The sequence below is a fragment of the Exilibacterium tricleocarpae genome (assembly GCF_007004655.1).
Lineage (GTDB): Bacteria > Pseudomonadota > Gammaproteobacteria > Pseudomonadales > Cellvibrionaceae > Exilibacterium > Exilibacterium tricleocarpae.
The window spans coordinates 38577-53898 of the sequence record NZ_ML660115.1; the positions used below are offsets into that span (position 1 = coordinate 38577).

Genomic DNA, 15322 nt, shown 5'->3' on the forward strand with positions numbered 1-15322 from the left:
TAGGGCATCGCCAAATGTAACCGTTTACAATTGAAAACTCAATACTCAGGTTGAACATTCCGTACCGGTATCGATGCCGCTAAAAGCCGCTGTGATAGTTACTGGTGGTACTGCCTGCAAATGCCTGCTTGGGACCCGTTGTCTTGATATCCGTTGTCTTGATATCCGTTGTCTTGATATCCGTTGTCTTGGTATCCGTTGTCTTGATGCCCGCTGTCTTGATTCTTGGGAGGCCTTGCGCCAGTTTAGCAATCGGCACTCTATCTTCGGCAGTGAGATTCAAATCGTCACCGACAGACAATCCGGCACCAGCAGTGTAGAAAGAATTGATAGAGGCGGTTGTAAAGCGGAAGCCGTATAAACGTGGGAGGATGACACAGACAAGGCCGCGGCCCGAATAGATTACCTGGAACCGCCCACCGGCCGCGTGCTGTCCCGGACCATCAGCGTAAAAGACAGCATAATACGGCTGACTTCCAACGACTCCCCCTTCATCAACCGATACAGCGCGTTCATCGAATGCCGGCCCAATTCCTCCGCCGGCTGGTTGATGGTGGTTAACGGCGGGTTGGTGAAAGAGGCATAGTCGATATTGTCGAAGCCGGCAACGGACATGTCCTCGGGCACCTTTAAGCCCGCATATCTGAACGCATGCATGGCACCGATGGCCATTTCGTCGTTAAAGCAAAATACGGCGGTCGGCGGCGCAACGGCGGCCAGCAGCGCTTTGGCGCCATTGGCGCCGGAGGCCATGCTGAAATCACCGTTGGCGATAAGACCTGCGTCAGCAGCAATACCGGCTTCGGTCAGCACATCCTGAAAACCGGCCATGCGGTCACGCACAATGGGACTGTCCGTCGGGCCGGTTATCACGCCGATACGCCGGTGCCCCAGTTCCACCAGATGCCTGGTCACAGCGCGCCCCGCGGCCCGGTTATCCAATTCCACAACCGGTATCTCACAATCGTCGCTGATACGCTCGCAGGCATTTACCATGGGCACCGATGCAGCGAGAGCGCTGTCCGCCTCGGCAAAAGGGTAGCGACTGTAAAGCTGGATCAGGCCGTCAGCCTGGTTGGTAAGGCCGAGCCGCGCGTAGTCGTGTTCGCGCTCGGGTTTGCCCTGTGTATCACCCAATAAAACGGAATAGCCCTTCTCCTGAGCGGCCTGTTCGATGCCGCGAATAACACGGGAGAAAAAGGGGTTGGCGACATTGGGCACCAGTACCACGACAGCGTGGGATTTACCGGTGCTGAAGTTTCTCGCCAGCAAATTCGGCCGATAACCCGCCTCTTCAATGGCCTTCAAAACTATCTCCCGCGTCTTGGAGGAGACGACATCGGGGTTTTTTAACGTTCTGGAAACTGTTGCTATCGAAACGCCGGCCAAACGGGAAACTTCACGAATATTGCTCATTGGTCATTCGGCTGCCAGGAAAAATATCACTCAAAACAGGGACTGAGGGCACCAATCTTAACCCGACCGCCCCCTACCAGACTAGAAAACCGGTCGACCGAGCCCGCCGCCGCAGCCATTACAGAAACTGATGGAAACAAGCCGGGACAATAGTCACGGCGGGGCTGGCGGTAGTAACCGGTTACAGGCCGATAAATGTACGACTAGCGGCAGACCCCGTCAAGCCTTGCTGCCCCCTTCCACGCGAACAAACAACAGGGCACCCGCAACTTTTTCAGACCGTCCCCGTACATACTATACGGTGGAACGACTGACGGTTCCGGCGCCTGTCACTTAGATTCAACTGCATTGCGCGGTCCACCGATCGGTGCCGCCACAGGCGCCCCCTGTGTAATCCCAGATATCTTCCGGACCGGAGTCGGGAGAAATCCAATCTTTAAGGAGCAATAAACAAATGGTCAAATACCGAAAACGACTGCCGCAACTGCAGGGCGCCCCCTTTATTACCGACAGCGGACTGGAAACCACCCTGATTTTCGAAGAGGGCCTGGACCTGCCTCACTTTGCCGCTTTCCATCTGCTGCAGGATAAAGCCGGCACTGAAACGCTAAGGCAGTATTTTATTCGCCATGCCGGCATTGCGCGGCACCGGCGTGTCGGCTTTATCCTGGAGAGCGTAACCTGGCGGGCAAACCCGGACTGGGGGCACAAACTGGGGTACGGCGAACAGGCACTGGCGACGGCCAACCGCCGGGCCATAGCGTTGCTGACAGAAATCCGCAGGGAAATGGAAACGCCGCAATCCCCGATGGTGATCAGCGGCTGTATCGGCCCGCGCGGGGACGGCTATGACCCGGGTACTGCCATGACGGCAGCGCAGGCCGAGACGTATCACGCAACTCAAATCAAGCTACTTGCCGATACCGCAGCCGATCAGGTTACGGCCATCACCATGACCAATACCCCCGAAGCCATAGGTATCACCCGGGCAGCCCGGGCGGCGAAAATACCTGCAGTCATCTCATTTACCGTAGAAACCGACGGCCGACTGCCCACCGGGCAGCCGCTCGGGGAGGCCATCGAGGCCGTCGATGCGGCCACCGACAAGGGCCCGGCGTACTATATGACCAATTGTGCCCATCCGACCCATTTTCGCGACACTCTGGCAGATCACCGCTGGATGCGGCGGCTGCGCGGCATTCGCGCCAATGCATCGACACGCAGCCATGCAGAACTCGACGCGGCCACCGATCTCGACGCCGGTGATCCGCTTGAACTCGGCAGAGAATATGCCGCGATTCGCCGGCGTTTCCCCTGGGTCAATGTACTGGGGGGCTGCTGCGGTACCGATCACCGCCATATCGAGCAAATCTGCACGGCCTGCCTGGAGGTTACCTCGTAAGTCAACGCTGATCGAAATCTACGACGACCTCCGCACTGACCGGATGGGATTGGCAGGTGAGGATAAACCCCGCCTCGATTTCATCCGGCTCCAGGCCGTGGGTCAAATCCATTTCCACTTCGCCCTTTACCAGTTTCGCCTTACAGGTCGCACAGACGCCGCCCTTACAGGAGTAGGGTAAATCCGCCCCCGCCCCCATAGCCGCATCGAGAATATTTTCACCGTCGGCGCTGACATCCATCCGGATGGTGCGCCCGCCTTTGACCACGCTCACCGCTGAGGTTACACCGGCAAACCGCTCGGCGCGCTGGTGGTGTTTCTCGACGGCCTCGGCAGCGGCGGCAGCGGAGGCGCCAAACAGTTCGTAGTGAATAACGGACTCATCCACCCCTTCGGCTCGCAAGCCCCGCGAAACTTCTGAGATCATGGCCTCGGGGCCGCACAAAAAATAGTGATCGTAACTTTTGATATCGATCAGCCCCGCAGCCTGCAACTGCGCGCCCTTTTTGTTGTTGATACGCCCGGACAACAGATCGGCGCCGTGCTCTTCACGGCTCATAATGTTAATCCACTGAAACCGGTCCAGAAACCGGTTCTTGAGGTCACTCAACGGCTCGCGAAACATCATGGTATTGGTGCGCTGATTACCGTAAATCAGTGTCACCTCACTTTCGGGTTCCTCGAGCAGCGTGGTCTTTATAATCGATAGAATCGGTGTAATACCGCTGCCGGCGGCAATACACAGAAAGCGACGCTGCTCGTGCGGTCGCAGCGGGGTGAAGAAAGTGCCCTGCGGCGGCATCACCTCGATAGTGTCGCCCTGCTTTAAAGCGGTATTGGCAAAGGTCGAAAAGCGCCCGCCTTCGACCCGCCTGATGCCGATACTGAGTCGCCCGTCACCTACGGCGGAGCAGATGGAATAGGAACGTCGTACTTCATCCCCGTCCAGCATCTGCCTCAACGTCAGGTACTGCCCCTGGGTAAACGCGAAGGCCGGGCGCAGAGCGGCGGGAATGTCGAGCACCACTTCGACGGCAGTGTCTGTTTCCGGCAGCACTTCAGCTACCTGCAACTTATAAAACTCACTCATGCTTACTCTCTTGTTTGACGGTTCGCTGGTCGCCGATTCGCGCGTGTCAATTACAGGCACTTAAAATAATCAAAAGGTTCCAGGCACTGGTTACAGCGATAGAGCGCTTTGCAGGCGGTGGAGCCGAACTCGCTGATTAAACCGGTGTCGTCCGAGCCGCATTGGGGACAGGCGACTGTATGGCTTCTCTGCACCGGCGGTGCTATGCCGTAGGCGCGCATCTTTTCGCGCCCGGCGGCGGATATCCAGTCGGTGGTCCAGGCCGGTGCCAGCGTCAACTTGACACTGACCTCGGCAAAGCCCGCCCGCGCCAGCGCCGCCTCTACATCTTCGGTGATGGTCGTCATCGCCGGGCAACCGGAATAGGTCGGGGTAATGGTTACAGTAATGTGCTCACCGGTTCGCTCTATATCCCTCAACACACCCAAATCCCAAATACTGAGCACGGGAATTTCCGGGTCGCAGACCTGGTCCAGGATTTCCCACAACGGGGCGGTGTCCGGGTCCTGGCGGCGCCGGCGGCGCAGCACCTCTTCCGCGGTAACCGCCGGACCGCCACCGGCAGCTGTGAGAGATGTGTCCACAGAGGTATCGACAGATTTATCAGCATTTGTTTGAACAGTTTTTTCAACAACAGGAATAAGTGCCATAGCGATCATCTCACCGGCGCCGCCCGAGCAGGAAGCAGGCTACCACTGCAGACCCGGATAGGCGCGTTGAACAAATTGCAACTCCGCCAGCAAATGGCCGAGATGCTCGGTATGCACACCCTGGCGCCCACCTCCCGGCAAGGTGTAGGGCTGCGGCAACTGCAGCGTGGCGGCATCGATCAGTTCGGTCACCAGCGGCTCCCAGCGCAGCCTGACGGCGGCTCGATCCACCGCCACACCGGTATCCAGCAATTCGCTTTCCAACGGATCCATATGAAACAACTCATCGGTATAGCCCCACAGATCGTCCAGCGCGGTTTGAGTACGCCTGTGGCTTTCTTCGGTACCGTCACCCAGGCGCAGCATCCAATCCCGGGAGCGGCGCAGGTGATAGCGGGATTCCTTCACAGACTTTGCTGCGATCGCCGCCAGTTGGGTGTCGGTCGAGCCGACCAGGGCCTCGAAGAAAAACAGATTGAATGCGTCGACCAGAAACTGGCGTACAGTGGTAAAGGCAAAGTCGCCGCGTGGCAATTCATTGATCAGCAGGTTCTTGAAGTCGCGGCAATCGCGGGTGTAAGCCAGGTCGTCTTCTGTTCGACCGGCACCCTCCAGCTCGGCCGCATAACTCAAGAACATACGCGCGCGGCCGATGTAATCGAGAGAAGTGTTAATGGTGGCGATATCTTCTTCCAGGAACGGGCCGTTGCTGCACCACTCCGACAACCGGTGCCCCAGAATCAACGCATCGTCCCCGAGGCGGGTCGCATATTCAACAATCGTTTGTTTACTCATATTCCCGTCACTGTGGTTTTTATCGGACCGGTCGCGGACCGGATTGCACGCCATGTTGTCGACTTCACATGTTGTTGACTTCCTCCGGCAACACATAGTGAGTGGCATGTCGATAGGGTTTATCGTCCATCGGGTCGTAAAAGCTGTCCCGGTCCCCTTCCTGCGAGGCGACGATATCGGCGGACTTCACCACCCAGATGCTGACCCCTTCACTGCGGCGGGTATAGACATCGCGGGCGTATTCCAGCGCCTGGCGGTGATCCTCGGCATGCAGGCTGCCGACGTGGGTGTGGTCGAGACCGCGCTTGGACCGGATGAACACTTCAAAAAGCGGCATATGCTTCATAGGTTTTCCTCGAGCATGATTATGTAAACGCCTTACTCAATACGTGGAACTCAATACACGTGCACATCGAATACCGCACAAACTAAGCGGCTTCGCGGCCGCGTCTCTTGTCCTCGTAGGCACGCATAGCCTCGCGCACCCAGTCGCCGTCGCGCTCCGCCTTGATATGATGTTGCAAACGCTGGCGATTGCAGGGACCGTTACCTTTGATAACGCGGTAGAATTCTTCCCAATCGATAGCACCGAAGTCGTAATGGCCACGCGCCTCGTTCCAGCGCAGTTTAGGGTCCGGCAGCTCCAGCCCCAGTACTTCGATCTGCGGCACCGTCTGGTCGACGAATTCCTGTCGCAACTGGTCGTTGGATTTGCGCTTGATCTTCCACTTCATCGACTGCGCCGAGTTGGGCGACTCATCGTCATTGGGGCCAAACATCATCAGCGACGGCCACCAGAAACGATTGAGCGCATCCTGCGCCATGGCCTTTTGCTGCGCCGAGCCCTTTGCCAGCGCCAGCATAATTTCGTAACCCTGGCGCTGGTGGAAACTCTCCTCTTTACAGATGCGAATCATGGCCCGCGCATAGGGGCCGTAGGAGGTGCGCTGCAGGGCGACCTGATTGATGATGGCGGCCCCGTCCACCAGCCATCCCACCGCGCCGATATCGGCCCAGGTCAGGGTGGGGTAGTTGAAAATAGAGGAGTACTTTGCCTTGCCCCGGTGCAGCGCCTCGACCAGTTCCTCCCGCGTGGTACCGAGGGTTTCCGCCGCACTGTAGAGGTAGAGGCCGTGCCCGGCCTCGTCCTGCACCTTGGCCAGCAACACTGCCTTGCGGCGCAGACTCGGCGCTCGGGTAATCCAGTTGCCCTCCGGCTGCATGCCGACCACTTCGGAGTGGGCGTGCTGGGATATCTGCCGGATCAGTGTTTTGCGGTAAGCTGCCGGCATCCAGTCTTTGGGCTCGATTTTTTCTTCCGCATCCACGCGCGCCTGAAAGCGCCGCTCCAGGTCCTGCTCTGTCTGTCTCTGTGCCATGCTATTTAGGCTCCCGTGTTGTGCCGGCCAACGGATAAGTCGACACATTATGATACCAATCACACAAAATATTCAATATTTATGTATCACTTCAAGTCAAACTACAATGACCGGTTGATTCACACCAGTCATTAAATCAGATTGCTAGGGTGATCAAACACGCTCAATAACTACAGCGATGCCCTGCCCCACGCCGATACACATGGTGCACAGGCCGTAGCGCCCACCGCTGCACTGCAATTCATACAACGCGGTGGTTACCAGGCGCGCGCCACTCATCCCCAGGGGGTGGCCCAGGGCGATGGCCCCGCCGTTGGGATTGACGCGGACATCGTCATCGGCCACCCCAAGTTCCCGCAGTACCGCCAGGCCCTGGGCGGCAAAGGCCTCATTGAGCTCTATCACATCCATATCGGCCAGTTGCAGTCCGGTCAGCGCCAGTACCCGGGTCACCGCCGGCGCCGGACCTATACCCATGATACGGGGTTCGACCCCTGCGCAGGCCATACCGACAATACGGGCTTTGGGGGTCAGCCCGTGGTGCGCGGCCGCCGCCTCGGAGGCGAGTATCAAGGCACAGGCACCGTCATTCACACCGGAGGCGTTACCCGCAGTCACGGTTCCCTGCTCCCTGAAGGGGGTACCCAGTTTGGCCAGAGCTTCGAGGCTGGTATCGGCGCGCGGGTGTTCGTCGGTATCGACCAGCAGCGGCTCCTGCCGGCGCCGGGGCACGGCTACGGGCGTGATCTCCTGCCGCAACCGCCCCGCCGCCATGGCCGCCGCCGCTTTCTCCTGGCTGCGCAACGCAAACAGGTCTTGATCGCGGCGCTCGACGGCAAACTGTTCGGCAACGTTCTCAGCAGTTTCGGGCATAGAATCGATACCGTATTGAGCCTGCAGCAGTTTGTTGACAAAACGCCAGCCGATCGTGGTATCGAACAGCTCGGCGCGGCGGCTGAAAGCCGTATCCGCTTTTGGCATCACCAGCGGCGCCCGCGACATCGATTCCACCCCGCCGGCAATCATCAGTTGCGCCTCGCCGGTCCTGATGGCGCGGGCGGCACTGCCGACGGCATCCATGCCGGAACCGCACAGGCGGTTTATCGTCGCGCCCGGCACAGTGACCGGCAATCCCGCCAACAGCGCGCACATCCTCGCCACATTGCGGTTGTCTTCCCCGGCCTGGTTGGCACAACCGTAGAACACGTCGGCCACCTGCTCCCAGTCCACTGCGCTGTTGCGATCCATCAGCGCGCGGATCGGCACCGCACCGAGATCATCGGCACGCACCGCCGCCAGGGCGCCGCCATAACGGCCGATGGGCGTGCGCACGGCATCACAGATAAACGCTTCTTTTATCACTGTCATTCTCTACCCCACTGTCTGCGGTTAGACCTGCCCGGCGCCGCCCGGCGGCAATACCCGGCCGCGAATCTCGTAACATTTGCCTCGAAAGTAAGCGACCACCTGTTGCTCAGCACCGAATACCGTGACGTCGTACACGCCGGTGCGGCCGCCGCGGGCACGCTCCTCGGCAACCGCCTCGAGCCGCTCCCCCAGCTTACCGGGGCGCACAAAGTCGATGCTGCAACCCTGGGCCACCGTATTGCGGTCATAGCTGTTGCAGGCAAACGCAAAAGCGCTGTCGGCCAGGGAAAAAATCAACCCGCCGTGGGCAATGGCATGGCCGTTGACCATATCCTCCCGCACCGCCATGGTCAGCCGCGCAAACCCCGGCCCCATATCGATAATTTCCATCCCCAGGGCCCGGGAAGCCTGATCGCGGTCAAACAGATGCCGCGCACAGTCCCAGGCCAGCGCCTTGTCTGCAGTTTCATTCGCCATGGCAATACTCTTTATTTCAACGACCTTTAAAATTCGGCTGCCGCTTCTCCATAAACGCCGCCACGCCCTCGCGGTAGTCTTCAGTCTGGCCGGCACTGCGCATAAATTCTTTTTCCAACTCTAACTGTTCATCGAGGCTGTTGGCGGTGGAGGCGTTGAGGGCGCGCTTGATCAGCGCCAGCCCCCGGGTCGGCGCGCGGGCCAATTGCCGGGCCAGGGTCCGGGCCGTCTCCTGTAGTTTCTCGTCATCGATACACTGCCAGATCATGCCCCACTGCTCGGCCTGCTCGGCGCTGACCTTACCCCCGAGCAACGCCAACCCCTTGGCCCGCGGCATACCCACCAGACGCGGCAGCGCCCAGGTGCCGCCGGAATCCGGAATAACGCCGATGTTGCAGAACGCCTGGACGAATTTCGCCGACCTGGCCGCCAGCACAATATCACACGCCATCGCGATACTGGCACCGGCGCCCGCCGCGACGCCATTGACCGCGCAGACGACCGGCAACTCCAAGCCGTAAAGCGCGCGAATCAGCGGATTGTAGTTTCTTTCCACCGAGTCACCGAGGTCCGGCACCTCGGTATCCGCAGACACACTGCGGTCGCCGAGGTCCTGCCCGGCACAAAATCCCCGCCCCGCCCCGGTCAACAGCAAACAGCGAATCGAAGCATCGGTGCGCACCGTTTTCAGGGCTTCGCGCACCTCCCGATGCATGGCTTCATTGAAGCTGTTGAGGGTTTCCGGGCGGTTGAGGGTCAGGACGGCGGCACCCTCATCGAGGTCGAAGGTAATGGTTTCAAAACGCATGGTCGCTGCTCCGCTGGTCGGCCACAGGCGTGCCGGGGGTCAAAAAAAGATACAAAATACTAGCATAGCGTTTGTTTTTTTGTATCATTTTGTTCGCAATCCGTTTATCGGTTGATCAACAGTAGCGGAGGGAGCTGTCTTGAGTGTCTACAGTATCGATAACCTTACGCCGGTGGTGGACCCCAGCGCCTATGTGCACCCGAGCGCCGTGCTGATCGGCGACGTTATTATCGGCGCGGAGGTCTACATCGGTCCACTGGCCAGCCTGCGCGGCGATATGGGCCGCATCGTGATTGGCCAAGGGGCCAACGTGCAGGACACCTGCGTGGTTCACACCTTTCCCGGTAAAGACTGCACAGTGCACGCCTGCGGGCATATCGGGCACGGGGCGGTCTTGCACGGCTGCGACATCGGCGCCAATTCGCTGGTGGGGATGAATACCGTCATCATGGACGACGCCCGCATCGGCGACGAGTGTATTGTCGGGGCCTGCAGCTTCGTCAAAGCCCGCTTCGCGGCGCCCGCCCGCAGCCTTATCGCCGGCAGCCCGGCAGTGATTCGCCGGCAGGTGAGCGACGCTGAAATTGCCTGGAAAACAAAGGGCACCGAGCAGTACCGGCAACTGGCGCAGCGGTGCCGGGCCGGCCTGCGGGAAACAGAGCCACTGGTCGCCGTCGAGCCCGGCCGGCGGCGGCTGCACGCCGGCGACTACCAGACACTGGCAGACACTCTAAAAAACGGAGAAAACAATAATCATGAACTAAAGTAGATAACAGAAAGCCGGACACAGTATCATTGCCGCCGCAAGGGCAAGACGCAGACTGGGCGTAACACATGAGACGATTTCGCGACTGGAGTATTCGATCAAAACTCGCCTGTATCGCTATAGTGCCGGTGTTGATTTCAGTCGCCCTGCTCTGCATCAGCTTTATGAAGGGCTATCTGGATTTGAAAAACCGGGCCCTCCCCTCGCAGAGAATCGCCCTGGTGATTGCCGACAGGTCCTACTCCTACCTGTCGTGGCTCAGAAAATACGCCGCACAGACCGATGCAGGTACCCTTGCCACACTCGAAGAAACTGAAAAAATGCTGCGGCAATACGTATCTCAATTCGAAAGCTTTATCGAGGACAAATCGGACAGCGAGCGGCAGTCCCCGCGGCAGATGCTTATCGATGTCGGCGATATGCTGGCCGCCGGCCGCCAGGTCATCCAACTCAGTGACAGCAAGGAAGCCGTCATCGAAAACTCCGAGGAGTCCGAAGAGGCATTAATTGACCTATTGGCCCGCCTCACTGCCGAAACCAACCGCTCGGCAGAACAGATACTGGCGATCAACGATACCGCTCGGTTCGCATCAGAGATACTGCCTACCCTGAATGTCATCGCGGAGCTGTCCGCTTTGGGTCACGCCCTGTTGTCCGAAATCCGTGAATACATGTTGCAGCCGAACCCGGAAACCCGTCGCGAAATCATCGAATTCGAACTCGGCCTGCAGCGGGCGTCGCAACGACTGTCGGCCCTGGTGGCACCCGAAAACAACCAGGCCGCAAACACCGCCGGCAGTATCGAAAACATGGTGGCAGAACTTGTCGAGCATTCCAAATCGACCGTCGAGCAACGGGCCAGCACGCAGACACTGCTCGATTATCTCGACGAAAAGGAACAAAAACTGGAAAGCACCATTCTCAACACCGTCGAGCTGGTTGAGAACCAGGTGCGGGACACCCAGGCATACCTGCTGACCATGATGATCGGCACGGCGGCGGCCTGTGCGCTGTTGAGCCTGCTTTGGGGCCTGCTGATGGCGAAATCGATCAGCAGCCCCGTCTTGCACTTGAAAGCGGTGGCGCAGCGGTTCGGCGAGGGCAAATCCGCCGTCACGACGCCCTTGGCTTCCCGCGATGAAATTGGTGCGCTTTCCAGGGCTTTCAGCAACATGATGGAAAGGATCAACAAGGCCAACCAGTCCCTCGAGCAGGAAAAGTCTTATCACTGGAATATCGTCCAGTCGATGCAGGATGCATTGTTCGTGGTCAATCAGGAAGGTCTTATCGAAAGAGTCAATCAGGCAACGCTGGGACTTCTGGACTTCGAAGAGAACCGTATCCTCGGACGGCCGCTGGCGGATTTTATTATCAACGGAAAGGCGGCGACACAAAGAGAGAAACCCCTCAACCCGATCGTCAGCGAGTTGGCCGACGGCGACATCATCGCCAATATAGAGTGTATTGCCATCACCCGGAAAAACCACAGAATACCGGTGTCGCTGTCCGGTGCCGTCATGCATGGCAGCCACGCCGCAGCCGGCAGTGTGGTCTGTGTTATCCACGATCTGTCGGCCCATGTACGCGCCGAGGAACTGGCCGAAGCCCGCGACAAAGCCGAAGCCGCCAACCAGGCAAAAACCACGTTTCTCTCCCGTATGAGCCATGAGCTGCGCACACCGATGAATGCGATTCTCGGTTTCGCCCAGTTGCAGGAAAGAAAATTCACAGCACAAACCCCCGACGCCTCCCGCCGCATCAACCGGCAGATTTTATCCGCCGGCTGGCACCTGCTGAACCTGATCGATGAGCTGTTGGACCTGGTGCAAATAGAGAGAAACACACTCAAACTGTCGGTGGAAACCTGCCATTTGCACAAAGCCGTCAATGAGAGCCTGAACCTGGTACTGGCGCAAAACATCAAGCCCGATATCACTGTCAATTACGAAGAAGTGCCCATCACGGTAATGGCCGACTACACCCGGCTCAAGCAAATTCTGATCAACCTGTTGTCCAACGCCATCAAATACAACCGCGATCGGGGCTCGGTGACCATTCATGCCCGTCCAGTGGAAGAAGACGAGGTCGAAATCAGTATCAGCGATACCGGGGTCGGTATCACACCGGAAAACAGGGAGCGCATTTTCGAACCCTTTACCCGCTTGCAGTATGCCGAAGACAATGAAATTCAGGGCACGGGCATCGGCCTGTCCCTCACTAAATTCCTCGTCGAGCAGATGAACGGCAGCATCCGCATCGATAGCCATATCGGGCACGGCACCGTTTTTATGGTGCGTCTCAAGCGGGGTGAAGCTATTGCCACAGCGGCAACTACCGAGAAAAAATCACCTTCCCGCCTGCTGCCGCTGAACACCGACACCATGACAGTGTTGTACGTGGAGGACAATCCACACAGTGTGGAGTTGATGCAAGCCATCGTCGACGCCATGCCGAATATCGCCCTGTTGACCTCGGCCACTGCGGAAGAAGGCATCGAGCTGGCAAAGCATTTCAAACCGGCTCTGATACTGCTCGATATCAATTTGCCGAACATGGACGGTATCAGCGCGGTCAGGGTGCTGCGGCGGGACCCGGTTTTGCAGCAGACCCGCATCATCGCCTTGAGTGCCGACGCCATGCCCACCCAGATAGAGGAGGCGATGCGGGCCGGTTTCGACCAATACATTACCAAGCCTATCAACGTGGATCAGATTATCGGGCTGTTTGACGACCTGGACCCGGCGGCGGACAACGCCGGCGACTCGGCTGCGGGCTGCCCGCCCGGGTCGGACCAACACCCTAGTTCGACTTGATTTCCACCAGGGTCAGAATATCGTAGAGCGCCACCGGCTCGTCGTTTTGATTGCTGACCTCCACTGCCCAGACCACCACGCCCGTGGCTCGTGCTTCATCGGGACGTTTGTCTTTTTTGACCTTGCGCTTAACGGTAATGGCCACCCGAATCGTGTCGCCGATACCGACCGGCTCGACAAAGCGCAGATTATCCAAACCATAGTTGGCCAGCACCGGACCCACAGAGGGCTCGACGAACATACCGGCCGCCGCGGAAATTACAAAGTAACCGTGGGCGACCCGTTTGCCAAACAGCGAGTCCTGCGCCGCCAGCTCATCGAAGTGGGCGTAGAAGTGATCGCCGGACAGGCAGCCGAAGTTGACGATATCCGCCTCGGTAACCGTGCGGCGGTGCGTGACCAGCGTTTCGCCGATCTGCAGATCGTCAAAGTATTTGCGAAACGGATGCACATCGGTGCTGACCGTGGCGCCGCCGCGATGGTATTCCCCGGTAATGGCCGTCAGCGTCGTCGGCGACCCCTGCAGCGCCGTGCGCTGCATATAGTGCTTGACGGCGCGCAGGCCGCCCAGTTCCTCGCCGCCACCGGCGCGGCCGGGACCGCCGTGCACCAGTGCCGGCAACGGCGAACCGTGGCCGGTGGACTCGGCGGCGCAATCCGCATTGAGAATCAACAGGCGGCCGTGATAGGCCGCCGCCCCCAGCACTATCGCGCGTGCCTCCCCGTTGTCCGGGGTCACCACCGAGCCCACCAGGCTGCCGCGGCCCAGGCGCGCCAGTTCGACAGCGTCTGCGGCTGTCGAATAGGGCATCAAGGTACTGACGGGACCAAACGCTTCGACCGCATGCACCGCCGTCGATGCCAGCGGCTTGTCGCAGCGCAACAGCGTCGGTTGAAAAAACGCACCCTGTTGCGCCGAGGCGTCCAGCACCTCAAACTCGCGGCGGCCGCCGTAAACCACAGCAGCGGAAGCCTGCAGAGTCGCCACCGCCTCCCATACGTCCTCCCGCTGGTCCTTACCTACGAGCGCCCCCATGCGCACCCCCTCCCGGTCGGGGTCACCCACCACGACTTTGTCCAGGCGCCCGGCCAGGGCCTCCTGCACGGCGTCGACATAGTCGGCAGGCACTATGGCGCGGCGAATAGCGGTGCATTTCTGGCCTGCCTTGACCGTCATCTCCTTGGCGACTTCCCTGACATACAGATCGAACTCCGGTGTTCCGGGGGCAGCGGCGCGCCCGAGAATGGCACAATTCAAAGAATCCGCTTCCATATTGAACGGCACGGCATTGTCTACGATGGCCGGATGGGTGCGCAATTGCCGGCCGGTGGCCGCCGAACCGGTAAACGTCACCACATCCTGTTCCGTCACATGATCGAGCAGGTCGCCGGCACTGCCGCAGATCAGTTGGATGGCACCCTCGGGAAACACCCCGGCGTCGATAATCATCCTCACCATCGCCGCGGTGAGGTAACAGGATACCGTCGCCGGCTTTACCACCACCGGCATACCGGCGGCGAGACTGGGGGCCATTTTTTCCAGCATGCCCCAGCAGGGAAAGTTGTAGGCATTGATATGGAGCGCCACACCCGGCTTGGCGGTGAGAATATGGCGGCCGACAAAGCTGCCGGACTTGGACAGGTGCTCCATTTCCCCCTCCACCAGCACGGTATCGTTGGGGAACTCCCGCCGCACCAGGCTCGAGTAGGTAAACAGGGTGCCGGCACCGCCGTCGATATCGATCCAGCTGTCGGTGCGAGTGGCACCGGTCCAGGCGGAGATGCGATACAGCTCTTCTTTCTGTGCCAACAACAATTTGCCCAGCGCTTTCAGGCGCGCCGCGCGCTCGTGAAACGTCAACGCCCGCAGCGCCGGACCGCCGGTGTCGCGGGCATAGTCCAGCACCGCCTTGAAATCGATGCCACGGCTGCCGGCCTCGGCTATGGGCTCGCCGTTCACCGCGTTGACAAGCTGCACCCCCTGGCCCGCACCCTCGACCCATTGGCCCGCCACGTAACTTTGTACTTTCATCGTCCAAGCCTCCCGCTGGGCAGATATGCCCGAGATGTGATACGTAATTTTTGTTTGCAGGGAAGGGTAACGTATCACGTTGAATTAAAGCAAGATTTGCGGGCTATTTGGCTGACGGCTTAACAGCGGAAGCGGACAATTTGTTTTTGGCACCACCTGCGGTGGCACGGTGCGGGGACATAACTTTAGTTGTGTCCCCCTCGAGGGGGGCCACTCCCGGTTAACGAAGGCACCGCTAGCCGTCCCATCCTAAGGGGTCGGGGGGGGGGGGGGGGGGGGGGGGGGGGGGCGAAGCCGCCGAACGACCGAACACCCCCCCCCCCCCC

The 15322-nt window shown here is 59.4% G+C and carries 14 protein-coding genes; 3 read left to right on the forward strand and 11 right to left on the reverse strand.

The window, feature by feature from the left end:
* Positions 1-79 precede the first annotated feature (79 nt).
* Positions 80-283 (reverse strand): hypothetical protein, encoded by a 204-nt coding sequence (locus tag FKG94_RS26880; protein WP_142930042.1) that lies wholly within the window; start codon positions 281-283, stop codon positions 80-82.
* Between the two features lie 119 nt (positions 284-402).
* A complete protein-coding gene (locus FKG94_RS26885; RefSeq protein WP_142930043.1) occupies positions 403-1416 on the reverse strand; it encodes a LacI family DNA-binding transcriptional regulator in 1014 nt (337 codons plus the stop codon).
* Between the two features lie 454 nt (positions 1417-1870).
* Between FKG94_RS26885 and FKG94_RS26890 the strand changes: the two genes are divergently transcribed.
* On the forward strand, positions 1871-2818 hold the full coding sequence (locus FKG94_RS26890; RefSeq protein WP_142930044.1) for a homocysteine S-methyltransferase family protein: 948 nt from the start codon (positions 1871-1873) through the stop codon (positions 2816-2818).
* A 1-nt stretch (position 2819) separates the two neighbouring features.
* Here FKG94_RS26890 and paaE read toward each other — a convergent pair whose 3' ends face one another.
* The 8 genes from paaE to paaG form a co-directional block, all read right to left on the reverse strand.
* On the reverse strand, positions 2820-3908 hold the full coding sequence (paaE, locus tag FKG94_RS26895) for a 1,2-phenylacetyl-CoA epoxidase subunit PaaE (RefSeq protein ID WP_142930045.1): 1089 nt from the start codon (positions 3906-3908) through the stop codon (positions 2820-2822).
* A 50-nt stretch (positions 3909-3958) separates the two neighbouring features.
* Positions 3959-4492: a 1,2-phenylacetyl-CoA epoxidase subunit PaaD gene (gene paaD, locus FKG94_RS26900; protein WP_246125433.1), complete on the reverse strand. Its 534-nt coding sequence runs from the start codon at positions 4490-4492 to the stop codon at positions 3959-3961.
* Between the two features lie 105 nt (positions 4493-4597).
* The gene (gene paaC, locus FKG94_RS26905) at positions 4598-5353 is read right to left on the reverse strand and encodes a 1,2-phenylacetyl-CoA epoxidase subunit PaaC (RefSeq protein WP_142930047.1); all 756 of its coding nucleotides are present in this window, start codon (positions 5351-5353) and stop codon (positions 4598-4600) included.
* A gap of 64 nt (positions 5354-5417) precedes the next feature.
* The gene (gene paaB, locus FKG94_RS26910) at positions 5418-5699 is read right to left on the reverse strand and encodes a 1,2-phenylacetyl-CoA epoxidase subunit PaaB (RefSeq protein ID WP_142930048.1); all 282 of its coding nucleotides are present in this window, start codon (positions 5697-5699) and stop codon (positions 5418-5420) included.
* An 82-nt stretch (positions 5700-5781) separates the two neighbouring features.
* Positions 5782-6732, reverse strand: a complete 951-nt coding sequence (gene paaA, locus FKG94_RS26915; protein WP_142930049.1) for a 1,2-phenylacetyl-CoA epoxidase subunit PaaA — start codon at positions 6730-6732, stop codon at positions 5782-5784.
* A gap of 153 nt (positions 6733-6885) precedes the next feature.
* Positions 6886-8091 carry a 3-oxoadipyl-CoA thiolase gene (gene pcaF / locus FKG94_RS26920; RefSeq protein ID WP_142930066.1) on the reverse strand — a complete coding sequence of 402 codons (1206 nt, stop codon included), beginning with the start codon at positions 8089-8091 and terminating at the stop codon, positions 6886-6888.
* Between the two features lie 30 nt (positions 8092-8121).
* Positions 8122-8577 carry a hydroxyphenylacetyl-CoA thioesterase PaaI gene (gene paaI / locus FKG94_RS26925; protein ID WP_142930050.1) on the reverse strand — a complete coding sequence of 152 codons (456 nt, stop codon included), beginning with the start codon at positions 8575-8577 and terminating at the stop codon, positions 8122-8124.
* A gap of 16 nt (positions 8578-8593) precedes the next feature.
* On the reverse strand, positions 8594-9385 hold the full coding sequence (gene paaG / locus FKG94_RS26930) for a 2-(1,2-epoxy-1,2-dihydrophenyl)acetyl-CoA isomerase PaaG (RefSeq protein WP_142930051.1): 792 nt from the start codon (positions 9383-9385) through the stop codon (positions 8594-8596).
* 139 nt (positions 9386-9524) lie between these two features.
* Between paaG and FKG94_RS26935 the strand changes: the two genes are divergently transcribed.
* Both FKG94_RS26935 and FKG94_RS26940 read left to right on the forward strand, forming a co-directional pair.
* On the forward strand, positions 9525-10154 hold the full coding sequence (locus tag FKG94_RS26935) for an acyltransferase (protein WP_142930052.1): 630 nt from the start codon (positions 9525-9527) through the stop codon (positions 10152-10154).
* Positions 10155-10219: 65 nt separating this feature from the next.
* The gene (locus FKG94_RS26940; RefSeq protein WP_142930053.1) at positions 10220-12964 is read left to right on the forward strand and encodes an ATP-binding protein; all 2745 of its coding nucleotides are present in this window, start codon (positions 10220-10222) and stop codon (positions 12962-12964) included.
* On the opposite strand, the gene paaZ is transcribed toward FKG94_RS26940, so the two are convergent.
* The gene (paaZ, locus tag FKG94_RS26945; protein ID WP_142930054.1) at positions 12951-14996 is read right to left on the reverse strand and encodes a phenylacetic acid degradation bifunctional protein PaaZ; all 2046 of its coding nucleotides are present in this window, start codon (positions 14994-14996) and stop codon (positions 12951-12953) included. The genes FKG94_RS26940 and paaZ overlap by 14 nt on opposite strands.
* Between the last annotated feature and the right edge of the window lie 326 nt (positions 14997-15322).